This window comes from Rhodococcus sp. p52, assembly GCF_000763325.2.
In the GTDB taxonomy this organism is placed as follows: domain Bacteria; phylum Actinomycetota; class Actinomycetes; order Mycobacteriales; family Mycobacteriaceae; genus Rhodococcus; species Rhodococcus pyridinivorans.
Map to the genome: position 1 here is coordinate 3,427,136 of NZ_CP016819.1, position 26,063 is coordinate 3,453,198.

Annotated in this window: 22 protein-coding genes and 1 pseudogene; 13 read left to right on the plus strand and 10 right to left on the minus strand. The window is 68.8% G+C overall.

All coding sequences use genetic code 11. From position 1 onward, the window contains the following. Positions 1-2 precede the first annotated feature (2 nt). A complete protein-coding gene (locus IM25_RS15860; protein ID WP_063714178.1) occupies positions 3-734 on the minus strand; it encodes an alpha/beta fold hydrolase in 732 nt (243 codons plus the stop codon). A gap of 183 nt (positions 735-917) precedes the next feature. On the opposite strand from IM25_RS15860, the gene IM25_RS15865 reads away from it, so the two are divergent. Next, positions 918-1,292, plus strand: coding sequence for an OB-fold nucleic acid binding domain-containing protein (locus IM25_RS15865; protein WP_006551351.1), 375 nt, complete (start codon positions 918-920; stop codon positions 1,290-1,292). A 76-nt stretch (positions 1,293-1,368) separates the two neighbouring features. After that, positions 1,369-2,109 (plus strand): DUF3159 domain-containing protein, encoded by a 741-nt coding sequence (locus tag IM25_RS15870; protein WP_006551352.1) that lies wholly within the window; start codon positions 1,369-1,371, stop codon positions 2,107-2,109. On the opposite strand, the gene IM25_RS15875 is transcribed toward IM25_RS15870, so the two are convergent. Continuing rightward, the gene (locus IM25_RS15875; RefSeq protein WP_033096558.1) at positions 2,106-2,759 is read right to left on the minus strand and encodes a potassium channel family protein; all 654 of its coding nucleotides are present in this window, start codon (positions 2,757-2,759) and stop codon (positions 2,106-2,108) included. The genes IM25_RS15870 and IM25_RS15875 overlap by 4 nt on opposite strands. A 25-nt stretch (positions 2,760-2,784) precedes the next feature. Further along, a complete protein-coding gene (locus tag IM25_RS15880; protein ID WP_006551354.1) occupies positions 2,785-3,450 on the minus strand; it encodes a potassium channel family protein in 666 nt (221 codons plus the stop codon). Positions 3,451-3,591: 141 nt separating this feature from the next. Between IM25_RS15880 and IM25_RS15885 the strand changes: the two genes are divergently transcribed. From IM25_RS15885 to dxs, 5 genes are all read left to right on the plus strand, one after another. Next, the gene (locus IM25_RS15885; protein WP_006551355.1) at positions 3,592-5,589 is read left to right on the plus strand and encodes an APC family permease; all 1,998 of its coding nucleotides are present in this window, start codon (positions 3,592-3,594) and stop codon (positions 5,587-5,589) included. Further along, the gene (locus IM25_RS15890; RefSeq protein WP_033096559.1) at positions 5,586-6,869 is read left to right on the plus strand and encodes a class I SAM-dependent RNA methyltransferase; all 1,284 of its coding nucleotides are present in this window, start codon (positions 5,586-5,588) and stop codon (positions 6,867-6,869) included. Before IM25_RS15885 ends, IM25_RS15890 begins: the two co-directional genes overlap by 4 nt. Before the next feature lie 151 nt (positions 6,870-7,020). Continuing rightward, complete coding sequence (locus tag IM25_RS15895) at positions 7,021-7,479, plus strand: MarR family winged helix-turn-helix transcriptional regulator (protein ID WP_006551357.1); 459 nt, start codon at positions 7,021-7,023, stop codon at positions 7,477-7,479. After that, the gene (locus tag IM25_RS15900) at positions 7,476-9,071 is read left to right on the plus strand and encodes an MDR family MFS transporter (RefSeq protein ID WP_006551358.1); all 1,596 of its coding nucleotides are present in this window, start codon (positions 7,476-7,478) and stop codon (positions 9,069-9,071) included. Before IM25_RS15895 ends, IM25_RS15900 begins: the two co-directional genes overlap by 4 nt. Positions 9,072-9,230: 159 nt before the next feature. After that, on the plus strand, positions 9,231-11,174 hold the full coding sequence (gene dxs / locus IM25_RS15905; protein ID WP_084295027.1) for a 1-deoxy-D-xylulose-5-phosphate synthase: 1,944 nt from the start codon (positions 9,231-9,233) through the stop codon (positions 11,172-11,174). A gap of 76 nt (positions 11,175-11,250) precedes the next feature. On the opposite strand, the gene IM25_RS15910 is transcribed toward dxs, so the two are convergent. Next, positions 11,251-12,648: a sugar porter family MFS transporter gene (locus IM25_RS15910; RefSeq protein WP_024100730.1), complete on the minus strand. Its 1,398-nt coding sequence runs from the start codon at positions 12,646-12,648 to the stop codon at positions 11,251-11,253. Between the two features lie 367 nt (positions 12,649-13,015). Here IM25_RS15910 and IM25_RS26940 point away from each other — a divergent pair. Then, positions 13,016-13,231 (plus strand): annotated as a pseudogene (locus tag IM25_RS26940) (oxygenase MpaB family protein); the annotation flags it as partial. A gap of 123 nt (positions 13,232-13,354) precedes the next feature. On the opposite strand, the gene IM25_RS15915 reads toward IM25_RS26940, so the two are convergent. The 3 genes from IM25_RS15915 to IM25_RS15925 form a co-directional block, all read right to left on the minus strand. Beyond that, positions 13,355-14,608, minus strand: coding sequence for an HRDC domain-containing protein (locus IM25_RS15915; protein WP_033096561.1), 1,254 nt, complete (start codon positions 14,606-14,608; stop codon positions 13,355-13,357). Between the two features lie 115 nt (positions 14,609-14,723). After that, a complete protein-coding gene (locus IM25_RS15920; RefSeq protein ID WP_033096562.1) occupies positions 14,724-16,166 on the minus strand; it encodes a WS/DGAT/MGAT family O-acyltransferase in 1,443 nt (480 codons plus the stop codon). Positions 16,167-16,217: 51 nt separating this feature from the next. Next, entirely contained in the window at positions 16,218-16,793 is a 576-nt protein-coding gene (locus IM25_RS15925) for a DUF3000 domain-containing protein (RefSeq protein WP_065996541.1), read from the minus strand. A gap of 168 nt (positions 16,794-16,961) precedes the next feature. On the opposite strand from IM25_RS15925, the gene hemE reads away from it, so the two are divergent. From hemE to IM25_RS15945, 4 genes are read left to right on the plus strand one after another with little or no spacing between them, the layout of a single operon-like run. Further along, on the plus strand, positions 16,962-18,059 hold the full coding sequence (gene hemE, locus IM25_RS15930) for a uroporphyrinogen decarboxylase (protein WP_033096563.1): 1,098 nt from the start codon (positions 16,962-16,964) through the stop codon (positions 18,057-18,059). Further along, positions 18,056-19,414: a protoporphyrinogen oxidase gene (locus IM25_RS15935; RefSeq protein ID WP_019289226.1), complete on the plus strand. Its 1,359-nt coding sequence runs from the start codon at positions 18,056-18,058 to the stop codon at positions 19,412-19,414. Before hemE ends, IM25_RS15935 begins: the two co-directional genes overlap by 4 nt. 5 nt (positions 19,415-19,419) lie before the next feature. Then, entirely contained in the window at positions 19,420-20,115 is a 696-nt protein-coding gene (gene hemQ, locus IM25_RS15940) for a hydrogen peroxide-dependent heme synthase (RefSeq protein WP_024100734.1), read from the plus strand. Positions 20,116-20,170: 55 nt separating this feature from the next. Further along, on the plus strand, positions 20,171-22,456 hold the full coding sequence (locus IM25_RS15945; protein WP_033096716.1) for a molybdopterin-dependent oxidoreductase: 2,286 nt from the start codon (positions 20,171-20,173) through the stop codon (positions 22,454-22,456). Between the two features lie 4 nt (positions 22,457-22,460). Here IM25_RS15945 and IM25_RS15950 read toward each other — a convergent pair whose 3' ends face one another. Next, positions 22,461-23,429: an L-lactate dehydrogenase gene (locus tag IM25_RS15950; protein ID WP_033096564.1), complete on the minus strand. Its 969-nt coding sequence runs from the start codon at positions 23,427-23,429 to the stop codon at positions 22,461-22,463. A gap of 174 nt (positions 23,430-23,603) precedes the next feature. On the opposite strand from IM25_RS15950, the gene IM25_RS15955 reads away from it, so the two are divergent. Next, entirely contained in the window at positions 23,604-24,329 is a 726-nt protein-coding gene (locus tag IM25_RS15955; RefSeq protein WP_033096565.1) for an HAD family hydrolase, read from the plus strand. Here IM25_RS15955 and msrB read toward each other — a convergent pair. Both msrB and IM25_RS15965 read right to left on the minus strand, forming a co-directional pair. Beyond that, positions 24,292-24,720: a peptide-methionine (R)-S-oxide reductase MsrB gene (gene msrB / locus IM25_RS15960; protein WP_033096717.1), complete on the minus strand. Its 429-nt coding sequence runs from the start codon at positions 24,718-24,720 to the stop codon at positions 24,292-24,294. The genes IM25_RS15955 and msrB overlap by 38 nt on opposite strands. A gap of 56 nt (positions 24,721-24,776) precedes the next feature. Beyond that, positions 24,777-26,012 (minus strand): glycosyltransferase family 87 protein, encoded by a 1,236-nt coding sequence (locus IM25_RS15965; protein ID WP_019289230.1) that lies wholly within the window; start codon positions 26,010-26,012, stop codon positions 24,777-24,779. Positions 26,013-26,063: the final 51 nt, after the last annotated feature.

Below are 26,063 nucleotides of genomic sequence, written 5' to 3' on the forward strand. Positions count from 1 at the left end.
GATCATCGGTTCGGGACGGGGACGATCCTGTCGAGCGCGGCGAGGCACAACCTCCCGAGCACGGAGGGGTCGTCCCCGACCTGTTCGAGTGTCACCGTCGCGAGTTCCGCGTGAGGGATCTCCCGCGACCATTGCCGCCCCACTGCGAGCGGATGAACCGCGTCGTCCACCGCGGCGGCGATACCGACCGGCACGGTCACGGCACGCAGTTCGTCGACGTCGAGTGCCCGGTAGTGTGCGGCCTCGTCCAGCGCGGACGGGAGATCGGGCCACTGGGCGCTCCACGAACGCGTCAATTCCCGGGCGAGCCAGGGCGGACTCGACGCCGTCATCGCAGCGGTGACCGTATCGAGCCCGTGGGCGCGCAGTTCGGAGGCCGTCCACCGCGCGCTCGCGGCGGCCGGCGCCTCCCGCGGATCGCCGGTCCATGCAGGTAGGGCAGCGAGGACGCCGACGACCCGGTCCGGATTGTCGTATGCCCACCTCAACGCGACGGCTGCACCGATCGACACCCCTCCGACGAGGATCGGCCCGTTCTCGGCCGCCTCGTCGAGCGCGGTGAGATAGCTCGCCACCACACCGCGCGGATCCGGATCGACGGCGATCGGGATGATGCTCCGCCGTCGGAGTTCGGCGCCGAACGCCTTCTCGGCGAAGCATGCGTCCGAACCCGTACCGGGAAGCACGACCGCGGTGCCGGCGGTCGGGGGGACCGGGGATTCGCTGTGGGACATGCGGACGATCCTGCACCATCGAACCCCGGAGACCGCGCTCACCTGCCCGCACAGCAGGACGACCGACGGCTGCACGCGCGTGTGCACCGTGCAACTTGTATCCGGCGAGAATGGGTCTACAGTGGCGGGCGAAGAAGAGTCCGGTGGCGCGAGATCCGTGCCCCTTCCGTACAGGAGCGTGTTATGGCTTCCCCGGCCGGCTACCTGCGTCGGCTCACACGGCGGCTCACCGAGGACATCGAAGAACTCGATGCCGAGCAGATGGCCGAATCCTCGCACTCCACGGGCGCCCTACCCGTCGTCGAATGCGCCCGCGGTCAGGAAGTGACCATGTACGGACGTCTTCGCAGTGTCGAGTCGTGTTCGCGTGCCGCTGCCGCCGTCGTCGAGGCGGAGTTCTTCGACGGGACCGACTCGATCCAGCTCGTGTGGATCGGTCGTCGGCGCATTCCGGGGATCGAGCCCGGGCGTACGTTGATGGTCCGCGGTCGTGTCGGCGAACGCGACGGACGCAAGGTGATCTACAACCCCTACTACGAGCTGCGCGAGCCCGCCTGACCTCTGTGCGCGCGGAGTGGTGCCCCTGGTGCACGCAGGGTCGTACCCCTGTGCCGGATGTGGCAGGCTCGTAGGAGTGAGCGACACCAACCAGCAGACGATGCTCGAACAACTCGGTGGGATCAGCGGGTTGGTCTATTCGACGCTGCCGGTGCTGGTGTTCGTCCCCGTCAACAGCCTGTGGGGCCTCACCGTCGCCATCTGGTCCGCGCTGGGCGTCGCCCTCGCGGTGCTCGTGTGGCGCCTGATCCAGCGCACCCCGATCCAGCCCGCGATCTCGGGCTTCTTCGGAGTCGCCCTGTGTGCCTTCATCGCTCATCGCACCGGCGACGCGAAGGGATACTTCCTCTTCGGGATCTACGCGAGCCTGGTCTACGGGGGCGCATTCCTGTTGTCCGTGCTCGTCCGCAGACCGCTCGTGGGCGTGATCTGGGGGATGCTCAACGGCCAGGGATCGCGGTGGCGTTCGCATACCACCGCGGTGCGCGCCTACGACGTCGCGACCCTCGCGTGGACCCTGGTCTTCCTCGGTCGCTATCTCGTGCAGAACCACCTCTACGACGAGGACCGCACCGGCTGGCTCGCGGTGGCCCGGATCGGCATGGGCTGGCCGCTTACTGCTCTTGCCCTGCTCGTGACCCTCTGGGCGGTCCGGCGTGCCGACCGCATCGTCGAACCCGCGCCCTCGGAGACGGTCGGTGACGCGCCGGCCGACGATCCGGCGACGGACGACGGGCTGTCGAACAAGCCCCGCGACGAGCACGGCACGCACGACGGGCAGCCTCGGCTCCCCGGTCGGCACCGGCTCCGCGACTAGCGGTTCACCGCCTGCCGGAGATCGTCCTCGACGTCCTCCGCCGTGACGAACAGCAGTTCGTCCCCGCCCTCGAGCGGATCGTCCGGCTGAGGGACGATCACCCGCCCGCCGCGCAGGATCGCCACGAGTGCCGTATCGCGCGGCAGTTCCAGTTTCCGGACCGGTTTCCCGGCGAGGGCGGTGGTGTCGCGCAGGGTGACCTCCACCAGGTTCGCGCCCTTGCGCAGCGTCATCAGCCGCACCAGATCGCCCACGGTGACGGCTTCCTCGACCAGCGCCGCGAGCATGCGCGGTGTGGACACCGCGACGTCCACACCCCACGATTCGTCGAACAGCCACTCGTTGCGCGGATCGTTGACGCGGGCTACGACCCGTGGAATACCGAACTCGGTGGTCGCGAGCAGGCTGAGGACCAGGTTGGCCTTGTCGTCGCCCGTCGCCGCGATCACGACGTCGTACTGCTCGAGTCCGGTGGATTCGAGCGAGCTGAGTTCGCAGGCATCGGCGTGTACCCACGTCGCGTCCGGCACGGACTCGGGTTCTACGTGGTCGAGTTTGCGCTCGATGAGCATCACCTCGTGGGCGTTGCGCAGCAGTTCCCGCGCTATCGAGCGCCCCACCGCTCCGGCGCCGGCGATCGCCACCTTCATGTGGGCTTCCTCTCGGGTGGACGGGTCAGTTCTCGTCGACCGGCGGGTTCTCGGCGTGTGTGATCGCCTCCGAGACCGAACCGGACACGGCCGCGATATAGACGGAGTCGTCGGCCTGCAGCACCGTCCTGCGGTCGGGCAGCAACCCGGTGCCGAACCGGATCAGGAACGCGACGCGCGAACCCGTGGCATCCTCGAGGTCGGTGACGCGTCGTCCGACCCACCCCTCGTGCACGTTCACCTCGGCGATGGCGACGGATCCGGTGGGATCGCGCCAGCGGGCGGTCTCGCTGTCGTGTGTGAGCGCATGCAGGAAACGGTCGGTGGTCCACGGCACAGTCGCCACGGTGGGGATGCCGAGCCGCTCGTACGCGGCGGCCCGCTTGGCGTCGTAGATTCTCGCGACGACGCGTTCGACGCCGAAGGTCTCGCGGGCCACGCGCGTCGAGATGATGTTCGAGTTGTCGCCGGACGAGACCGCCGCGAAGGCGTCGGCGTGTTCGATGCCGGCAGAGATCAGGACGTCGCGGTCGAAGCCCATGCCGAGCACGGTGCGCCCGGGGAAGTCCGGGCCGAGTCGTCCGAACGCGCTCTCATCGCGGTCGATGACCGCGACCTCGTGGCCGAGCCGGACGAGTGCGGTGGCCACCGCCGAACCGACCCGACCGCACCCCATCACCACCACGTACACCCCAGTGGACTCCGTTCCGGTCGATCTTTCCGAGACGGACCGTTGTGGACCGCCGATTCGAACGGTACCGCGTGACGATCTTCGAGAGGTCGTGACCCGGCCGAGGGGTACTTCGGGGCCGGAACCGCATAGGCTTTGCGCGTGTCCAAGCTTTCCACCGCGGCGAAGCGGCTCGTGCTGGGTCGCCCCTTCCGCAGCGACACTCTCGGGCACGAGTTGCTGCCCAAGCGCACCGCACTGCCGGTCTTCGCCTCCGACGCGCTGTCGTCGGTCGCCTACGCACCCGAGGAGATCTTCCTCGTCCTCTCCGTCGCGGGGTTGTCCGCCTACGCCTTCTCGCCGTGGATCGGACTCGCTGTCGCCTTCGTGCTCGTGATCGTGGTCGCCGGCTACCGCCAGACCGTGCGCGCCTACCCGTCCGGTGGCGGCGACTACGAGGTCGCCACGAAGAATCTCGGGCCCACGGCAGGGCTGACCGTCGGCAGTGCGCTGCTCGTCGACTACGTCCTGACGGTCGCGGTGTCGCTGTCGTCCGCGGCGGCGACGGTCGGATCGGCCGTCCCGTTCGTCGCCCGGCACAAGGTGCTCTTCGTCGTCGTCGCGATCGTGCTGCTCACCGCGGTGAACCTGCGCGGACTCCGGCGCGCCGGCCGGGCGTTCGCCGTGCTCACCTACACCTTCGTGGGCTGCATGCTGGTGATGCTCGGGGCCGGGATGTTCCGGATCTTCGTCCTCGGCGACGACCTGCGTGCGGAGTCGGCGGACTTCGAACTCGTCGCCGAGCAGACGGATCTGACCGCGCTCGCCTTCGTCCTCCTACTCGCGCGCGCCTTCTCGTCCGGTTGCGCGGCGCTGACGGGTGTCGAGGCGATCAGCACGGGGGTGCCGGCCTTCAAGAAGCCGAAGGCACGCAACGCCGCGACGACCCTGCTGGTGCTCGGTGGCATCGCCGTCACGCTGTTCCTCGGGGTGGTCTTCCTCGCCGAGCGGCTCGGTGTGGTGGTGGCCGAGCATCCCGACACCCAGCTGCGCGGTGCACCCGAGGGTTACGAGCAGAAGACGCTGCTCTCCCAGCTGGCGCACACCGTCTTCGAGGGGGTGCCGGCCGCGTTCGTCCTGATCACGATCGTCACCGCCGTGATCCTCGTGCTCGCCGCCAACACGGCCTTCAACGGATTCCCGGTGCTCGGTTCGGTTCTCGCGCAGAACCGTTACCTGCCGCGCCAGTTCCACACCCGCGGCGACCGGCTCGCCTTCAGCAACGGCATCCTCTTCCTCGCCGGGATCGCCGTCGTCTTCGTGTGGGTCTTCGAGGCCGAGGTCACCCGGCTCATCCAGCTGTACATCGTGGGTGTGTTCGTCGCGTTCAGCTTGGGGCAGGCCGGCATGGTGCGGCACTGGACGCGGGAACTGAGCACCGAGACGGATCCGTCGGCGCTGGGCCGCATGGCGCGGTCGCGGCTGATCAACGGCGTCGGGTGCGTCTCCACGTCGGTGGTGCTGCTGGTCGTGCTGACGGGCAAGTTCGCCGCCGGGGCGTGGATCGCAGTGGTGACCATGGTCGTCGCGTTCGGGCTCATGAAGGCGATCCGGCACCACTACGACACGGTCGCCGCCGAACTCGAGAGGGCGGACTGGGACGGGGTGCTGCCCAGCCGCACCCATTCGATCGTGCTCGTCTCGACCTTGCACCTGCCCACGATGCGCGCCCTCGCCTACGCGCGGGCGACCCGCCCCGACACCCTCGAGGCGATCACCGTGAACGTCGACGACGAGAGCACCCGGCGTCTCGTACTCGAATGGGAGAAGAGCGATCTCACCGTGCCGTTGAAGGTCGTCGAGTCGCCCTACCGGGAGATCACGCGGCCCGTCCTCGACTACGTCCGCCGGGTGCGGCGCGATTCTCCCCGCGACGTCGTGACCGTCTTCATCCCCGAGTACGTGGTGGGGCACTGGTGGGAGCAACTGCTCCACAACCAGAGCGCCCTGCGGCTCAAGAGCCGGCTCCTCTTCCAGCCGGGGGTGATGGTGACGAGTGTGCCCTGGCAGCTGCGCTCGTCCGCGGACGCCGGTGCGGTGGGGCGGGCCGCCCCCAACGGGCAGGATCGACAGTTGGACAACGAGGAGGAACCGCGGTGAATCGTCAGGCACACCCGCGTACGGATTGGTCCGGCCGGAGGATCGAGGTGATCCTCGGCAATCCCGCCCACGGTGGTGCGTGTGTCGCGCGGTTCGAGGGGCGCGTCGTGTTCGTGCGGCACGGACTGCCGGGGGAGCGTGTCTTCGCTCGGGTCACCGAGGATCGGGGCGGGTCGTTCTGCTTCGCCGACGTGGAGGACGTGCTCGAGGCGTCCGAGGACCGCGTCGATCGGGTCTGCCCGATCTCCGGTCCGGGAGGGGCGGGGTGCTGCGACCTCGCGCACATGACCGTCGAGGCGCAACGCCGTTTCACGGGCGCGGTGGTGGCCGAGCAGCTGCGCCGGCTCGGTGGGGTGGACCGCGAGGTGACCGTCGAGGAGGTGCCGGGCGGTGCGTCCAACGGCACCCTGTGGCGCACCCGGGTCCGGCTCGCGGTGGACGTGGTGGGGAACCCGGGATACCGCCGGTACCGCAGCAACGAGGTCGTCCCGGAACTGGCGTGCCCGCAGATCGATCCGCACGCCTACGTCGGCCTCACCGATCGTGTGTGGCAGCCGGGAGCGGAGCTGCAGGTCGTACTCGACGCGGACGGCCGGCGGCACGTGGTGGAGATCGCACCTCCGGTCCTCTCGGGTGGTGCGCGACGGCAGGGCCGGCGCGGCGCGGCGTCGCGGCGGGCGGCGGTGAACGCGCGCCGTCCGGAGAAGGTGATCGAAGGCTCGGGACGTGTGGTCGAGCGGGTCGGCGAACGCGAGTGGCGGTTGGCGCCGACCGGTTTCTGGCAGGCCCACCGCGGTGCCGCGTCGACCTATTCGGCTGCGGTGGCCGACTGGGCGCAGACCTCGGAGGGTGCGACGGCATGGGATCTGTACGGCGGAGTGGGGGTCTTCGCGGCCGTGCTCGCAGAGCAGGTCGGTCCGTCCGGTCGGGTGGTGTCGGTCGAGTCGTCGAAGACCGCCGTGGACAACGGGATCGAGGCGCTCGCCGACCTCGGCCGGGTGTCCTTCCGTCACGGGCGCGTGGAGCGGGTGATTCCCGATCTGCCGGCTCCCGAGGTGGTCGTCCTCGACCCGCCGCGGGCGGGGGCGGGCAAGGACGTGGTGGCCGCCGTGGCAGCAGCGGGACCGCGCCGGATCGTCCACGTGGGCTGCGATCCCGCGTCCTTCGGTCGTGACGTGGGGCTGTACCGGGACCACGGATTCGAGTTGGCGGACGTCCGGGCCTTCGCGGCGTTCCCCTCCACCCATCACGTGGAGTGCATCGGACTGTTCACCCGTTGAACCGGGTTCCCGTCGCACCCGCTCGGGGCGAGGTGTGACGAGGGCCGCATCCAACAGTTGGTGTGACGTGAAAAGAGATTGCTTGTAGTACGCAACTAATCTGTATAGTTGCATGACGTAATCAATTAGTTCACTCCGACGGAGGTTCGCTGTGCCGGAAAAGGCTCAGGCCCACGAACTCGCCGACGCCATCTTCATGTTCGGTCGCACGCTGCGCGGTGCACTCGTGCACCACGACACCGATGTGCTTCCTTCCGCGCTCGTCGCGGTGCTGTTCGTGCTCGCACGGATGGGGGAGTGCCGGCCCAGCGAGCTCGCCGTCGAAATGTGCGTCAGCCAGTCGTCGTTGAGCAGACAGATCGCCGAACTCGTCGAGCGAGGCCTCGTGGATCGACATCCCGATCCCGACGATCGTCGTGCTCATCGGGTGAGTTGTTCGGTCGCGGGTATCGAGATCCTCGACATCGTGAAGAAGCGCCGGACCGAACGGCTCTCCGCAGAACTCTCGGACTGGCACGAGGACGAGATCGCAGGCGCCATCACGACGCTCGAACGTCTCACCTCCTCCCTGGCTCCGCTCGTCATCGATACTCGAAGGACCAATTCATGACCACAGTCTCCGGACAGGGAGCGCAGCCGGATGCTCCGGCAGCCGAGGAGCAGATGACGCACCGCGAGATCCTCGTCGTGCTGTCGGGCCTCCTCGCCGCCCTCTTCACGGCGCTGCTGAGCAGCACCATCGTCTCGACCGCCCTGCCGACGATCATCGCGGATCTGAACGGCACGCAGACCCAGTACGCCTGGGTCATCACGACGGCGCTGCTGGCGAACGCCGCGTCGACGCCCATCTGGGGCAAGTTCGCCGACCTGTTCAACAAGAAGCTGCTCGTCCAGCTCGGGATCCTGGTCTTCGTGATCGGCTCGGTCCTGGCCGGTATCGCGCACAACGTGCCGGTCCTGCTCGCCGCCCGCGTGATCCAGGGCATCGGCATGGGTGGTCTGACCGCTCTCGTCGTCGCGATCATCGGCAGCATCATCCCGCCCCGCCAGCGTGGCCGGTACTCCGGCTACATGGGCGCCGTCATGGCCGTCGCCATGTCGGGTGGACCCGTGCTCGGTGGTGTCATCGTCGACCTCCTCGGCTGGCGCTGGTGCTTCTACGTCTGCGTTCCGATCGCCGTTGTCGCGCTGATCCTGCTGCAGCGCACGCTGCATGTCACGACCGTCCGCAAGGAGAACGTGAGCATCGACTGGTTCGGCGCCACGCTCATCACCGCCGCGGTGAGCGTCCTGCTCGTCTGGGTGTCCTTCGCCGGCAAGGCCGGCTACTACGAGTGGATCTCGGTCGAGTCCGCCCTGTACGTCGGTGCCGGCATCGTCCTGCTCGTCGCGACGTTGATCGTCGAGACGAAGGTCGCCGATCCGATCATCCCGCTGAAGATCGTCACCGAACGCACCACCGGTCTCGCGATCATCGCGTCCGTGGCCGTCGGTATCGGTCTGTTCGGCGCCACCACCTTCCTCGGCCAGTACTTCCAGACCTCGCGGGCCTACAGCCCGACGGTCGCCGGTCTGCTCACCATCCCGATGGTCGCCGGCACGCTCGTCTCGTCGATGCTCTCCGGTGGGCTCATCACGCGCTTCGGCAAGTGGAAGGGCTTCCTGATCGGCGGCGCGATCCTGCAGATGGTCGGTTTCGGCCTGCTCGGCACGGTCGACCACCTCACCTCGCTCACGCTGATCAGCGTGTACATCGCGATCGTGGGTCTGGGCACCGGCATGCTGATGCAGAACCTCGTCCTCGCCGTGCAGAACACCGTGAGCGTGCGCAACATCGGCGCCGCAAGCAGCTCGGTCGCCTTCTTCCGCACCTTCGGTGGCGCGATCGGTGTGTCGGTGCTCGGTTCGATCCTCGCGTCCCGTGTCGCGACGATCTCCGCCGACGGTCTCGCGAAGCTCGGTGTGGACACCTCCGGCGGCGGATCGGGTGGAAGCCTCGACTTCTCCCAGCTGCCCGAGCCGGTGGCCGAAGTCATCCGTGCCGCCTACGGCGACGCGACGGCGACCCTCTTCCTCGTGGCGGCGGCGTTCGCGGTCGTTACCCTGGTGGCAGTGGTGCTGATCCCGAACCAGGCGTTGCGCACCACCATCGACCTCGTCGAGGAGAAGTCGCCGGCCGATCGCGCCGACATCTCCTCGTGAGGGTGACCTCGCTCACCGGCGGGCGATCCGTCCGCCGGTGACCAGGAGATCACGCGGAAGCGAGGCGGTGGCGGGAGACGCTCCGTTCCCGCGCTCCGTAGACTGAGGAAATCACTCGCGCGACGAGCGTGAGGCACGAGCCGGAGGGAGCTGTTCCAGTTGGGTGTTCTGTCCCGCATCCAGTCGCCCGACGATCTACGTCGACTCTCTCCTGTGGAGCTCACCGAGCTCGCGGGGGAGATCCGGGAATTCCTGGTCGAGAAGGTCGCGGCGACCGGCGGTCACCTCGGTCCCAATCTCGGCGTCGTCGAGCTGACCATCGCTCTGCACCGGGTGTTCGATTCGCCACGCGATCCGATCCTCTTCGACACCGGTCACCAGGCCTACGTCCACAAGATCCTCACCGGTCGTCGCGACGAGTTCGACGGTCTCCGGCAGAAAGGCGGGTTGTCCGGCTACCCGTGCCGCGCGGAGAGTGAACACGACTGGATCGAGTCGTCGCACGCCTCGGCGGCCCTGTCGTACGCCGACGGACTCGCCAAGGCCTATTCGCTGTCCGGACAGTCCGATCGGACCGTGGTGGCCGTGGTGGGCGACGGCGCGCTGACCGGCGGTATGTGCTGGGAGGCGCTCAACAACATCGCCGCCGGGCAGAACCGTTCGATGGTGATCGTCGTCAACGACAACGGCCGCTCCTACGCGCCCACGATCGGCGGTCTCGCCGAGCACCTCGCGGCGCTGCGCCTCAAGCCCGGCTACGAGAAGGTGCTCGACAACAGTCGGCGCATCGTCAAGCGGATCCCCTGGATCGGCTCGGCGGCCTACTCGGTGCTGCACGGCATGAAGGCCGGTGTGAAGGACGCGGTCAGCCCGCAGGTGCTCTTCACCGATCTGGGCATCAAGTATCTCGGCCCGGTCGACGGGCACGACGAGCAGGCGATGGAATCGGCGCTGCGTCGCGCGAAGGCGTACGGCGGTCCGGTCCTCGTCCACGCCGTCACCCGCAAGGGAGCGGGCTACGCGCCCGCCGAGAACCACCTCGCCGATCAGATGCACGCCACCGGCGTGATGGATCCGCGCACGGGCCGGGCGAAGTCCGCCTCCGCTCCCGACTGGACGTCGGTCTTCTCCGACGAACTCATCGCGCTGGGGGAGAAGCGGGAGGACGTCGTGGCGATCACCGCCGCGATGCCCGGACCGACCGGCCTCGCCAAGTTCGGCGAACGGTTCCCCGAGCGCACCTTCGACGTCGGCATTGCCGAACAGCACGCGGTGACGTCGGCGGCGGGTCTCGCGCTCGGCGGAATGCATCCCGTCGTCGCCGTCTACTCGACCTTCCTCAACCGCGCCTTCGACCAGTTGCTCATGGACGTCGCACTGCTTCGGCAGCCGGTCACCGTGGTGCTCGACCGGGCGGGCGTCACGGGTTCCGACGGGGCCAGTCACAACGGCATGTGGGATCTGTCCCTGCTGGGAATCGTTCCCGGCATCCGGGTCGCCGCTCCGCGCGACGGGGCGACGCTGCGAGAGGAACTCGGTGAGGCGCTCGACGTCTCCGACGGCCCGACCGTCCTCCGGTTCCCCAAAGGCTCGGTGGGAGAAGACATCCCGGCGATCGAGCGTCTCGACGGCACGGTCGACGTGCTGCGGATGCCGCCGTCGCGGTGCGGCGACGCACTGATCGTCGCGGTCGGCGCCTTCGCCGGTCTCGCGCTCGACGTCGCCGATCGTCTTTCCAGGCAGGGCATCGACGCCGCGGTCGTCGACCCGCGATGGGTGTTCCCCGTGCCCGACGCGGTGGTCGACCTCGCACGCGGCTTCCGGATCGTCGTCACAATCGAGGACAGCGGCCTCCACGGTGGTGTCGGCTCGGCGGTCTCCGCCGCGTTGCGCCGCAACGGCGTCGACGTGCCCGCCCGCGATCTCGGGGTGCCGCAGAAGTTCCTCGATCACGCCTCCCGCAACGAGATCCACGCCGAACTCGGTCTGACTGCCCAGGACGTGGCGCCTCAGGTCACCGGCTGGGTCGCCGGCCTCGACAGCGAACCCGAGGAGCGATCGCGACCGTCGGCGGTCGAGCAGTCCGACCGCGAAGCGGGCTGAGTCCGACCGACGCAGGTGAGCAAACGCCAGGGGCGGTATCCGGTGATCCGGATACCGCCCCTGGCGTCTGTATCGGTTAGCTCTGCATCTCCTCGAGTTCCATGCCCTTGGTCTCGGGGATCTTGGCCTTGACGAAGAAGAACGACAGCAGGGCGAAGAACGCGAACAGTCCGTACAGGAACCACAGGCCGACCGCGGAGGTGAGTGGTGGGAACGCCAGTGTCACCGTGAAATTCGCGATCCAGTTGGCGGCGGTGCTGATACCGAGGGCCACCGCGCGCATGCGGTTCGGGAACATCTCGCCGAGCATCACCCACATGATCGGACCCCAGGTGGCGGCGAAGAAGATCACGAAGGCGTTCGCGCCGACGAGGGCGAGCGCACCCCACGGTGCCGGAAGTTCGACGTCCTCACCGCTGCCGACCGCCTGCGAGAAGGCGATCGCGGCGAGCAGCAGGCTGACGAACATGCCGATCGAACCGGTCATCAACAGCGGACGGCGACCGATCTTGTCGACGAACAGGATCGCGACGAACGTCATGACCACGTTGATCACGGCGGTGATCACCGAGGTCGTGAACGACTGGTTCTCGGTGAAGCCCACCGACTTCCACAGTGTCGTCGAGTAGTAGAAGATCGCGTTGATACCGACGAACTGCTGGAAGACGGCCATCGTGATGCCGACCCACACCAGCGGCTGCAGACCGAAGACCGGGCCGCGGATGTCGCCGAAGGACGCCTTCGACTCGCGTCGCAGCGTCAACCGGATCTCGCGGACACGCTCGTCGGGCCGGAGCTCGCCCGTGACGTTGGCCAGGACGGCCGCAGCCTCTTCGTCCATGTCCTTGCCGACGAGATAGCGGGGGGACTCCGGGATCGTCAGCGCCAGTACACCGTAGAGGACGGCAGGCGCGACGCCGACGAGGAACATCCACCGCCAGGCCTCGAGATTCCACCACAGCTCGTTCGACGCTCCACCGGCGGCGTTCTGCAGCACCGCGTCGGACAGCAGGGCCGCGAAGATGCCGAGAGTGATGGCGAGCTGCTGCAGTGATGCGAGGGCGCCACGGTAGCGAGCGGGTGCGATCTCGGAGATGTAGGTCGGTGCGATGACCGACGCGATACCGATGCCGAGGCCGCCGAGCACACGCCACAGCATGAGATCGGGAACGCTGAAGGCCAGACCGGACCCGATCGACGAGATGACGAACAGGGCGGAGCCGAGGAGCATCACCCGCTTGCGGCCCCAACTGTCGGCGAGGCGTCCGGCGAACCACGCGCCGACGGCACAGCCGAGCAGGGCGATGGCGACGGCGAAACCGGTCACGAACGAACTGAGCGCGAAGTTGTCCTGGATGGAGTCGACGGCGCCGTTGATGACCGAGCTGTCGAAGCCGAACAGGAAACCGCCCACGGCCGCCGCGACGGTCACGGCGATGACTTTCGCGGCGTGTGCGGTCGATGGTTGGGTCACCGAGGAACTCCTGGATCGGACTGGCCGCGAGAGCGGGAAAAGGGTTGGACACAGTGTGTTTTCTTCAGGGGAACATTACGCCGGGGTGAACGGCCGACTCGACGTTTCCGGCGAGAACTCGCCCACAAGGCGGACTTCGAACGCGGCATGGAGTGTGGCGACGCCTCCGAGTGGGTAAGAAGTTAAGAAATATTCTCTCCGCGCCGTCGCTCTGTCTGCGACCTTCACCAAGCGGTGAGGACCTCCGCTTGACACCGTGCGATCTGGAAATACAGTCCCGTTCCATGGCTCGGCGACGACCGGACGCGACCGTACGGGGTGTGGTGGGTGAAGCGGCGTTCCCGCCGACCTCACCCGGAGGTTCCTCATGGAGATCGCTCTGCCTCCGGTAGAGCACGGGGTGGTGGAACACAGCAGGGCGCTCATCGATCCCGTCACACGTTTCCGGAACACGAGCGCGTACATCTTCCTCGTGGCGTTCGGCGACGACGAGGAACGGCGCAGGGTGGTGGGTTTCGTCGACCGCGCCCACGCACCGGTCCGCTCCGACGGATACAACGCCTTCGATCCGAGGCTCCAGTTGTGGATCGCCGCGGTGATGTTCCACGGCGGCCGCGACGTGTACGAGCGGTTCTTCGGCCTTGATGTGATGTCCAGGACGCGGCAGCCGCCGGAAGTAGATGGCACGCAGAGCAGACGGCGGAGATCAGTTCTCCGCCGTCAGGGCCTTCGCGAGTCGCGGCACGGTCAGCGCGCGCTGCCACGGCCGTGCCCCGCCCTCGGCGAAGCGGCCGTCGATGTACTCCTCGACGTCGGCCCCGTCGGAGACGTCCCAGTCCCAGCACAGGCGCCGAACGAGTTCGGGACTGATCAGGTTCTCGACGGGAACGGCGACTTCCTCGCTCAGAGCGGTGAGTTCGCCGCGCGCGAGGGCGAGACGTGCGGCCTCCTCAGGGTGGTGACGCGACCACCGGCCGGCCGGGGGAGGCCCGGTCAGGGGCGGCGTGAGAGGTGGGAGCCGGTCCTCCGGCAGTGCACGGGCCCGCTCGATCGCGTTGAACCACGCACGGGAGGAACGCCGCTGCCGCGGACCGCCGAAAACCGGAAGCTCCTGCAACTGTTCGACGCTCGTGGGATTCGCCTCCGCGGCGGCGATGATCGCGGAGTCGGGAAGGATGCGCCCCGGGGCGATGTCACGCCGGGCGGCGATCTCGTCGCGGGTGGTCCACAGTTCCCGGACGATCGCCAGGCGGCGTCGGTCCTTGATCGCGTGGATCTTGGACGTGCGCCGCCACCGATCGGGCTTCGGAGCGGGCGGCCCCGCGAGCCGGATGTGCTCGAATTCCTGAGCGGCCCACTCGGTCTTGTTCTGCCGCTCGAGTTCGCGCGCCATCGCGTCGCGGAGTTCGACGAGCGGTTCGACGTCGAGCGCGGCGTAGTTGAGCCACGAGTCGGGAAGCGGTCGCGTCGACCAGTCCGCCGCACCGTGGCCCTTGCGCAGTTCGAGGCCGAGGGTCTCGGCCACGATCGCGGCGAGACCGACGCGGGGGAATCCGGCGAGACGACCGGCGAGTTCGGTGTCGTACAACTTCGCCGGACGGAGTCCGAGTTCGGCCAGGCCGGGGAGATCCTGGTCGGCGGAATGCAGGACCCATTCGAGGTCGTTGATCACCTCGGTCAGGGGAGCGAGGTCGTCCCGCGTGGGAATGGGATCGAGCAGCACCGTGCCGGCGCCGTCACGACGGAGCTGTACGAGATAGGCGCGCCCGGAGTAGCGGTAGCCCGATGCGCGTTCGGCGTCGACGGCGAGCGGGCCGTGTCCCTGCGCGAGCATCGCTGCCGCGTCGGCGACCCCGCGCGCCGTGGTGACGACATTCGGGACGCCGTCGCGGGGTTCGAGGAGCGGCACCGTGGTCACGCTCGTGCTCTTCTGCTCGTCCTCGTCGTTCTGTGCCGGCATGGGCGTGACTCTAGCGGTGTCGTCCCCGTGTGCAATTCCGTTCCTGTCCGGAACGTCCGATCGGTGGACACGCACGGACCCGCTCGACGCCTCGCGAACTCCCCTCAGAACACCGTCACCTCTCCTGCGAGACGACATCGTCGCGCTCCACATCCGATGTGAGGATGTCGTCGTTCTCCGCGCCGGCCGCGAGGATGAGGTCCTCGAGGGCGGGGGAGAAGTCGTCGACGAGTTTCCACAGGTCGGGGACGAGATCGGGACACGAGATCAGACCGATGTCGAGCCTGCCGTCGAGGGAGAGCACCGTGATGTTGAGCGCTGCGCCGTGGAAGATCGGGCCGAAGGGGTACATCGCCGTCATGCGGGCGCCCAGGAAGTACAGCGGCACGGGAGGTCCGGGCACGTTGGAGATAACGAGGTTGTGGATCACCGGGTGCCGGTCGGCGAGCCGCAGTCCGGCGTAGGCGCGCATCGCGGGGGCGAACACGGCCGCGCCGAGGAACTGGGACCAGTCCTGCAGCAGGTTCGCGCCGAGGTCGGCGTTGTGTTCCTTGGCCACCGCGTTCGCTTCCGAGAGTGCCCGCAGCCGCTCTGCGGGGTCGGCGATGTGTGTGTGGAGGTCGGCGAACATCGCCGAGACCTGGTTGCGTCCCGGCCGATCCGACCTGCCGTGGACCGAGACCGGGATCATCCCGATGAGCGGGGAGTCGGGCAGCTCGCTGCGCCGCTCCAGATATCGGCGTAGCGCGCCGGCGCACACCGCCATCACCACGTCGTTGACGGTGACGCCGAAGACGTTCTTCACCAGCTTCACGTCGTCGAGGTTCAGCTCGGCGAAGCCGACGGTGCGGTGTCCGGTGATGGTGGAGTTGAACGGGGTGCGCGGCGCCGTGAACGGCGCGGGCATGGCGTCGCCGCGTCGGGCGCGGGCGATCCAGGAGGTCAGCGATGTGACCGCGCCGGGAAGGATCCGCAGCAGGTGGAGAGGCCGGCGGGCGACGTTGAGGGCTCCGGCGATCGCGATGGCGAGATCGTTCGCGTCGCCGGCACCCCACTGCACCGGTTCGGGCCGGGGATCGGCCGGGTCGAGGCTGCACAGCTGCGCGACGAGTGCGGCACCGGAGACCCCGTCCACTCCGGCGTGATGCATTTTCGCGATGACGGCGATCCTGCCGTCGTCGAGACCGTCGACGAACCACATCTCCCATAGTGGCCGGGAGCGATCCAGGGGTTGCGCGGCGATGTGTCCGCACAGCTCCGCGAGCTCGGTCCGGCCGCCCGGGGCGGGCACGCCGACGTGGTGGACGTGCCGGTCGAGGTCGAAGTCGTGGTCGTCGACCCAGACCGGATGGTCGAGGTTGAACCTGCTGTCGGCGAGCTTCATCCGGAACTGGGGTACGGCGGTGAGGCGCGCTTCGAGTTCGTTGCGCAGTCTCACGTAGTCGTAGCCGCCCGGGACGGTGGACGGATCCAGCACGATCAGCCCGCAGATGTGGAGGAGCTGACTGGGGGTCTCGAGGTAGAGGAAACCGGCATCGAGCCCGCTGAGACGCTGCATGGAATCAAGAGTAGAACAGGTTCTAGAAATCCGGTCGGATTGCGCAGGTTTTCACCGCTGGAGTCGCGCGACCCCCGCCGGAGGCAGACCCGCGGCATATGCGAGGACGTCGCAGAACGCCTCCACGTGCAGGGTCAGCATGTCGGACTGCGGAGTCCACGACGCGCGCAGTTCCAGTTGGTGGGCGCGTCCCGGGCCCGCGATGTCCCCGAACCGCACGGAGGTCGTCGCGGTCACCGTGCCGCCCAGCGCCGTGAGCGGTTCACCGTGCGCGGCGAGGGCGTCGACGAGCCAACTCCACGCGACCTCCGGCAGCAGCGAGTCCGCTGCCAGGCTCTCGTCGACGTCGGCCTGGATGTACGAGACGAGCCGGGTGGTCCCGTGCCACGCCTCGTCGCCGTCGGGGTCGTAGAGCAGGATGAGACGGCCGAACGCGTCGCCCTCGGATTGCTCGGGCACCCGGTCCGTCTCGTCGTGCAGGACCTCGGCGCCCAGTGCATAGCTGTGGGGGGGGAGCCGTTGCGGGGGTCGGATCGGCCCGACCTCGATCTCCGGGCGCACGGTGGCCGCGTTCATCGCATCGACTGCGGAACGGAAGCGGGCCGGCTCGGCGGGCGAGGTGGTCACCGAGCGGAGGTTAGTGCCGGTGACGCACCGCACGCGGGAGGCGCGCCGATTCCGGTGGGCGGCGCGGTCGTGGCAGCATGGGCAGCGGGTCCGGACCACACGTCCTGTGTGCGACCCGGCAGACGCTGCCCTGCGCGACGGCGCGCAGTGCCCGAAGAACGAGGATCGATGACCGGCTTGGAGAACACGAACGTCGGATCTGCGGTGCCCGCGGAGTACCCCGCGCGGAGGATCCTGCCCCATGCGCCCCTGCTGGCGGCCGCGCGCGGTGAGAAGCCGGCCCACCGGCCCGTGTGGTTCATGCGCCAGGCCGGGCGCTCCCTGCCCGAGTACCGGGAGATCCGGGCCGGGATCGGCATGCTCGAATCGTGCTTCGACCCCGAACTGGTCTGCGAGATCACGATGCAGCCGGTGCGGCGGCACAAGGTCGACGCTGCCATCCTGTTCTCCGACATCGTCGTCCCGCTCAAGGCGGCAGGTATCGACCTCGACATCGTCGCCGGGACGGGCCCGGTCGTCGCGAACCCCGTCCGTACCGCCGCCGATGTCGCCGCGCTGCCGTCCCTCGAGGCCGAGGAGGTCGGGGCGGTCGCCCGCGCGGTCGGTCTGCTGACCCGCGAACTCGGCGACACCCCGCTCATCGGCTTCGCGGGGGCGCCCTTCACCTTGGCGTCCTATCTCGTCGAGGGCGGACCCAGCCGCAACCACGAGCACACCAAGGCGCTCATGCACGCCGACCCGAAGACCTGGCACGCGCTCCTCGGCAAGCTCACCGATGTCGCTATCGGCTTCCTGCGCGCGCAGATCGGCGCCGGTGTCGACGCCGTCCAGCTCTTCGACTCGTGGGCGGGCGCCCTCTCGCTCGCCGACTACCGCGAGTACGTCCTGCCGCACTCCGAGCGTGTCTTCGCCGAGATCGCCGGTGCGGGGGTGCCGCGCATCCACTTCGGTGTCGGCACCGGTGAGCTCCTCGGCGCCATGGGTGAGGCGGGCGCCGACGTGGTCGGCGTCGACTGGCGCATCCCGCTCGACGTCGCCGCGACCCGCGTCGGCCCCGGCAAGGCCCTGCAGGGCAACCTCGACCCCGCGATTCTGTTCGCGGGCCGGGAGGTCGTCGAACGCGAGGTACGCCGCATAGTCGCCGAGGCCGACCGTGCTCTCGAGGCCGGCGCCATCGGACACATCTTCAATCTCGGTCACGGCGTGCTGCCCGACACCGATCCCGATGCCATCACCCGAGTGGTCGAGCTGGTGCATTCGCTGTGACCCCGCCGACGGTCGCGGTCGTCGGCGGTGGGATCAGCGGGCTCGTCGCCGCGTATCGGCTGCGTCGTTCGCTCGGCGCCGCCGCCCGCATCGTCGTGCTCGAGCGATCGTCGCGGCTCGGCGGCAAGCTCCGCACGGTCCCGCTCGCGGGTGATCCTGTCGACGTCGGCGCCGAGGCGTTCATCGCACGCCGACCCGAGGTGGTCGCGCTCGTCGAGGAACTCGGCCTGAGCGCCCACATCGTCCACCCCTCGGCTGCCCGTCCGCTCCTGTACGCCGACGCGCGACTGCATCCGCTGCCGGCGGGCACGCTCATGGGCATCCCCGCCTCGGCGCAGGCCGTGGAGGGGCTCGTCGACGACGAGACCCTGGCGCGCATTGCCGCCGAACCCACAGTGCCGTTCCACTGGGACCGGGACTCCGACGTCTCCGTCGCGGATCTCGTCCGATCACGCTTCGGTGAGCAGGTGGTGCAGCGCAGCGTCGACCCGCTGCTCGGTGGGGTGTACTCGGGGCTGTCCGACACCGCGGGTGTCCGTGCCACCGTCCCGACGCTCGCCGCGGCCCTCGACGCCGGCGCGACGAGCCTGAGCGACGCCGTCGCCCGCGCTCTGCCCCCGAAGTCGGACGCCCCGGTCTTCGGGACGCTGCGCGAGGGCTACGGCGTGCTGATCCAAGCCCTCGTCCGTGAGGCCGACGCCGAGTTCCTCTACGGCACAGCCGCATCCGGACTGAAGCGCAGCGGTGGCCGGTGGTCGGTCGATCCGCTCGGCGAGGTCGACGGTGTGGTGCTCGCCGTGCCCGCCCCGGACGCCGCCCGGCTGCTCTCCGACAGTGTCCGATCCGCCGCGCAGTGCGTCGCGCAGATCCCGCTCGCCTCGTCGGTGGTGGTCGCGCTCGCGTTGCCGCACGACGCCGGCCTGCCGCAGAACTCCGGGATCCTCGTCGCGACGGGGGAGGAACTGTCGGCGAAGGCCTTCACGCTGTCGAGCCGCAAGTGGCCGCACCTCGCCGAACGTCCCGTCGCACTCGCGCGTGCGTCGTTCGGACGGTTCGGCGACGACGCGCTCGTCGACGCGTCCGAGGCCGACCTGATTGCGCTGGCCCGCGCGGATCTCGCGACCGTCACCGGAGTCGACGCCGAACCGGTGGCCGCCTTCGTGCAGCGGTGGCACGGCGGGCTGCCGCAGTACCGCGAACACCACGGCGAGATCGTCGCCGCCTTCGAGGCCGAGATCGCAGGGATCGACGGACTCGAGGTCGCCGGCGCGATGCTGCACGGTGTGGGTGTACCCGCATGTGTCGCAACAGGCACGGCTGCAGCCGCACGCCTGACTGCACGAATGGAAGGATGAACGTCATGGCACGTCTCGACTACGACAAGCTCAATTCCACCCTCCGTTACACGATGTGGTCGGTCTTCCAGGTCCGGCCCGGCGTCCTCGGCGACGACCGCGCCGCGGCGATCGAGGACGCGAAAGCGTTCTTCGCCCGCTTCGACGACACCGACGTGATCGTGCGCGGTATCTACGATGTGGCCGGCACCCGCGCGGACGCCGATTTCATGATCTGGACGCACGCCGAGCACATCGAGGATCTGCAGAAGCTGTACGCCGACTTCCGGCGCACCACGATCCTCGGCCGCGCGAGCACCCCGGTCTGGTCGAACACCGCACTGCACCGACCCGCGGAGTTCAACAAGAGCCACCTGCCCGCCTTCATCGCGGGGGAGGAGCCGGGCAACTACGTGTGCGTGTACCCCTTCGTGCGGTCCTACGAGTGGTACCTCCTGCCCGACGAGCAGCGTCGCAAGATGCTCGCCGACCACGGCATGGCGGCCCGCGGCTACCCCGATGTCCGCGCCAACACCGTTCCGGCCTTCGCGCTCGGCGACTACGAGTGGATCCTCGCCTTCGAGGCGCCGGAACTGCACCGCATCGTCGATCTCATGCGCGACCTGCGTGCCACCGACGCGCGCCTGCACGTCCGGGAGGAGACCCCCTTCTTCACCGGACCGCGGGTCGACGTCGAAGCCCTCGTCGCGTCGCTGCCCTGACGTGACCTCGACGAGCGCGGTGCCACCCCAGGGAGAAGGTCGTCTGTTCTCCCAGATGGCGCACTGGGGGATGTTCTCGGCGCAGGCACGCGACGGCGAGGTCGTCGCCGTGCGGCCCTACGCCGGGGACCGCGACCCCTCACCGATCCTCGGGAACATCCCCGGATCGGTGCGGCACCGTGCTCGCATCGCCGGTCCGGCCGTCCGTCGCGGCTGGCTCGAGAACGGACCGGGACCGAGCACACGACGCGGCGACGACGAGTACGTCGCGGTCTCGTGGGACGAACTCACCGAGATCCTCGCGGGCGAACTGCAGCGCGTAAAGGACCGGCACGGCAACCGGGCGATCTTCGGCGGCTCCTACGGCTGGTCCGCCCCGGGCCGGTTCCACCACGCACAGAGCCAGGTGCACCGCTTCCTGAAGATGTTCGGCGGCTACACCCGCTCGGTGCACTCCTACTCGCTCGGCGCGACCGGCGTGATCATGCCGCACGTCGTAGGCACCCACTGGAAACTGTTCGCGCGCTCGACCTCCTGGGAGGTCATCGCCCGCGAGACCGATCTGATGGTGTGCTTCGGCGGGATCCCGCTGAAGAACACCGCCGTCAACGACGGCGGCACGAGCGATCACCCCACCCGCGACGCCCTCGACCGGATGCGGGCCCGCGGCGGACGGATCGTCTCGTTCAGCCCGATCCGCAGCGACGTGCACGGTGAGCACGAGTGGCTCGCGCCCCGGCCGGGCACCGACGTCGCGATCATGCTCGCCCTCGGTTATGTCCTGGCCACCGAGGGTCTGGCCGACCGTGAGTTCCTCGACCGCTACTGCACCGGTTACGACCGCTTCGAGGAGTACCTGCTCGGCCGCACCGACGGCGTCCCGAAGACCCCCGAGTGGGCCGCCGGACTGTCGGGCATCCCGGCCGGAACCCTCGTCGACCTCGCGCGACGCATGGCCCGTGGCCGCACCCTGGTGTCGGTCACATGGTCGCTGCAACGCGTGCGGCACGGCGAGCAGGCGCCCTGGGCGGGCGTGACCCTCGCCGCGATGCTCGGCCAACTCGGCGTTCCCGGGGGCGGTTTCGGCCACGGCTACGGTTCGATGAACGAACCCGGTCTCGCGCCCGTCCCGTATCCGCTGCCCACCCTGTTCCAGGGCAACAACGACGTCGAGGACTTCATCCCCGTCGCCGCGATCTCCGACCTGCTGTTGCGACCGGGGGAGCAGTTCGACTACGACGGCCGTCGCCTGACCTTCCCGGACATCCGGCTCGTGTACTGGGCGGGTGGCAATCCCTTCCACCACCACCAGGACATCGGCCGGCTCCGCCGCGCCCTGCAGCGGCCCGACACGATCGTCGTCCACGACCCGTACTGGACGCCGATGGCCAAGCACGCCGACATCGTCGTGCCGTCGACCACGGCGCTCGAGCGCGACGACCTGACGTGCACGCGCAACGATCCGCTGCTCGTCGCGATGCAGGCTGCCGTCCCACGCTTCGCCGACGCCCGCGACGACTACGACACCTGCACCGCTCTCGCCCACCGCCTCGGCTTCGGCGAGCAGTTCACCGAGGGCCGGACCTCCCGGGAGTGGCTCGAACACCTCTACGAGCAGTGGCGCGGTTTCGTCCTCGCCGACGACCGGCGCACCGAGGACCCGCCGCCCTTCGACGACTTCTGGTACGGCGGACCGGTCCGGATGCGGACCGAGGACGATCTGACCCTCTTCGAGGACTTCCGGTCCGATCCCGCGGCGAACCCGCTGCGGACTCCCAGCGGACTGCTCGAGATCTTCTCCGCCGATATCGACTCGTTCGGCTACGACGACTGCGCCGGGCACCCCACCTGGTACGAACCCGACGAATGGCTCGGCTCCCCGCGGGTCGAACGGTTCCCACTGCACCTGATCGCCAATCAGCCGGCCACGCGCCTGCACGGGCAGCTCGATCACGGCCCGGTGAGCCAGGCGTCGAAGATCCGTGGCCGTGAACCGATCCGGATGCGTCCCGACGACGCTGCCGCGCGAGGTCTGGAAGCCGGCGACATCGTCCGCGTCTTCAACGATCGTGGTTCGTGCCTCGCCGGGGTGGTCCTCGACGACGGTCTGCTGCCGAACGTCGTCCAGCTCGCGACGGGAGCCTGGTACGACCCGCTGGATCCGTCCGATCCCGGATCGATGTGCGTGCACGGGAACGCGAACGTGCTCACCCCCGACGTCGGCACGTCGTCGCTGTCGCACGGATGCACGGGGCAGCACGTGCTCGTCGACGTCGAGCGGTTCGACGGCGAGTTGCCGCCCATCCGGGCCTACGATCCGCCGGTCGTCCGGCAGCGCTGAGCGGTCACAGGCCGAGTGACGACTGGACCTCACGCAGGGTGGCCGCGGAGGCGGCCAGCCCCGCTTCCTCCTCCGACGACAACGGCACATCGAGCACGGTGTGCGCGCCGCGCGCGTCGACGACGGTGGGAAGCGAGAGGCAGACGTCCTGCAGGCCGTGCCGCCCGGTTTGCAGCGTCGACACCGCGAGCACCCGGCGCTGGTTCCGCAGCACGGCCTCCACGATGCGGGCACTCGACAGTCCGATCGCGAGATTCGTGGCGCCCTTGCCGCGGATGATCTCGTAGGCGCTGCGCACGACCTCCTCGAAGAGTTCGGCGCGGGTGTCCGGTCCGAAGACGGGTCGTCCGTCGACGGCGAAGGACTCCACCGGCACGCCGCCGATCGTCGCACTCGACCACAGGGCGACCTCCGAGTCGCCGTGTTCCCCCACGACGAACGCGTGAACGTTCTCGACCGCGACGTCGGCGTGGTGGGCGAGCAGATACCGCAGCCGGCCGGAATCGAGCACCGTGCCCGACCCGAAGATCCGGCCGTCCGAGACGCCGGTCGCCGCGATCGCGGCGCGGGTGACGATGTCGACCGGATTACTGACGAAGACGATCACTGCATCGGGGGAGACGGACAGCAGGCCGGGAGTCAGGTCCCGTGTCAGGGCGACGTTCGCCGCCGCGAGATCCAGACGCGACTGGCCGGGATGCTGCTTGGCCCCCGCGGTCACGACGATCAGATCGGAACCGGCGGTGACCGCGATGTCGTCGCTGCCCTCGATCCGGCACGACGGCGCGAACTGCGTGCCGTGGTTCAGGTCCAGGACCTCCGCGCGCACCTTCGCGGAGTTCGTGTCGAACAGCGCGATCGCGTCTGCCGAACCTCTGAGTAGACATGCATACGCCACCGCGGTACCGACGCTCCCGGCGCCGACGACGGACAGCTTCGTGTGTCGCCGGATTCTCGTACCCGTCTCAGCCATGCGAGACATTGTGGCAAACCGGCCCCTCGGTCAGTAGCCTCGCGCCACATGACTCGGTCCGCATCGGGACGTTCCCTGCGAGCGGCCGGCCCGCCGCGATGGCGGCGATGCGACTGCTCGAGGAGATCTAGCCGAGCCGACCTGCCACTGTCGCTCAGCCGTTAGCCTCGGGACATGGCCGAGACCCCCTTCGATGCCGTCCTGTTCGACTTCTCCGGCACCCTGTTCCGGCTCGAGGAGGACGAGAGCTGGCTCGCGGACGTCACCGACCACGAGGGCAGACCCTTCGACGTGCACCGGCAGGCCGAACTCATGCGGCGGCTGACACAACCCGTCGGGCAGCCCGTCGAGATGGACGCCGACGAGCACCATGCGTGGACCAACCGCGACCGCGAACCGCGCTGGCACCGCGAGGCCTACCTGACGGTGCTGCGCAGATCGGGCGTGGCCGATCCCGAACAGGCACAGGCGCTCTACGAGAAGGTGACCGACCCCGACTGCTGGACCGTCTATCCCGACACCGTCCCCGTCATCGAGGCGCTCGCTGGAGACGGGATCGCCGTCGGCGTGGTGAGCAACATCGCCTTCGACCTGCGGCCGGCCTTCGCGCGGCTCGGTATCGACGACCTCGTGTCGGTGTTCGCGCTGTCCTTCGAGGTGGGCGCCGTCAAGCCCGAACCGGAGATCTTCCGCCACGCCGTCGACAGACTCGGTGTCGACCCGCGACGGACGCTGATGATCGGCGACAGCGAGAAGGCGGACGGTGCCGCCCGGTCGATCGGATGCGCGTTCGAACTCGTCGAACCGACACCGACCACCGAGCGGCAGGACGCACTGTGGACCGCGCTGGCCGCGGCCGGGATCACTCCGACCGAACCAGGCGCAGGGAGATCGAGTTGATGCAGTACCGCTTGTCGGTGGGCGTCGGGTAACCCTCGCCCTCGAAGACGTGCCCGAGATGGCTGTGGCACGTCGCGCACACCACCTCGATGCGCCGCATGCCCAGCGAGTTGTCCTCGCGCAGGATCACGGCGTCGGAGTCGGCGGGGTCGAAGAACGACGGCCACCCGCAGTGGGAGTGGAACTTCTCGGTGCTGCGGAACAGTTCGGCACCGCACGCGCGGCATTCGTAGATGCCCTCGGTCTCGGTGTCGGTGTACTCGCCGACGAAGGGACGCTCGGTGCCGGCCTGACGCAACACGGCGAATTCGGCGGGAGTGAGCTTCGCGCGCCATTCCTCGTCGGTGTGGACGACCTTGGGTGCGGGTTCGGATCGAGGAGCAGACGTCATGATCTCCACGCTAACCGCGCTCGGCGCGCGCGTCACGTCTGCACCGGCACGGACGATCACGTCCGTGCGGGCTGCTTCTCCTCGAGCAGGTGCGACGGCTCGATGCCGTCCGCCAGGCGCCCTTCGCGCTTCGCGACGAGGTAACGGTCGAGCAGGACGGCGAAGACGACGATGAGCAGCAGCGACCAGCCGAAGGTTGTCTTCATGTACTCCGCCGCGCGCCCGGCCTCCACCCACCGGTTCGACAGCCACGAGTCGTAGCTCAGGAAGCCGTACACGGCGAGCCAGGCGGGCCAGTTCCGCATCACGGAGTTCGGCAGCAGCACCGTCATCAGCAGAGGGAACAGCATCATCGAGTAGTACATCTGGCCGAGCGATCCGAGCAGGAACGAAGCCGCGAGCAACACACCGCCGGCGGTGCACACGAAGAACACCTCGTCGTGGCGGCAGTAGCGGTAGAGCAACCACACCGACACCGCGACCATCACCGCGAGCACCGCCCGCAGACCGAAGATCAGCCAGGCCGGGAGCCCGTAGTACATGCCGTTGCCGACGATCGCGCTGTTGAAGTAGTCGCGGGACTCGAGCAGGTACGGCACGGTGTGCTCGACGAACTGCCACGCGTCGACCGACAGGGGCCACGCGATGATCGTCAGCGCGATCGGGACACCCGCGGCGGTGATGAAGACCTTCCACTGTCCGCGCACGAGCGGGAGCAACAGCAGGGGAGCGAGGATCGGTTTGACGGCGAAGGTCAGGCCGAGCGCAGCCCCCGCCCACAGATCACGTCGTTTGAGCAGCAGCGTCAGGAACGCGATCTCGCCGAGCAGGACGAGACCGTTGATGTTCGTGAAGACGAGCGTGTTCGTCACCGTCTCGGACGCGAACGCGGCGAAGACCAGCACCGGCGCGATCGGCGAATCGAGTCGCAGACCGAACATGCGCAGCAACAGGTAGAGCGCGACGAGGATCGCGATCGCATTGGCGAGGATGAACAACCACCGCGACCGCTCGGGGTCGATCACCGCGATCGGGGCGATCAACAACGTGCCGGAAGGCGGATAGAGGTAGTGGGGATCGACCCACTGGAACTCGGCGGTGTACACCGGCCGGCGGTTGAGGAAGGCCAGCGCGGCGTTGTAGACCGGGGTGAAGTCGTCCGTCCGGAACCCGTTGACCGCTTTGATCACGACCCGGTGCAGAACCGTCAGTACGGCAAGGGGCCACACCACAGCCTTGACCACCTCGGCGGTCGTGCGTGCGGTCCGGGGTTCGAGACTTCTGAGGAACACTACGGCACGGTACACCGCGGGCCTGCGGACCCGTGCACACGCCCTGCCCCC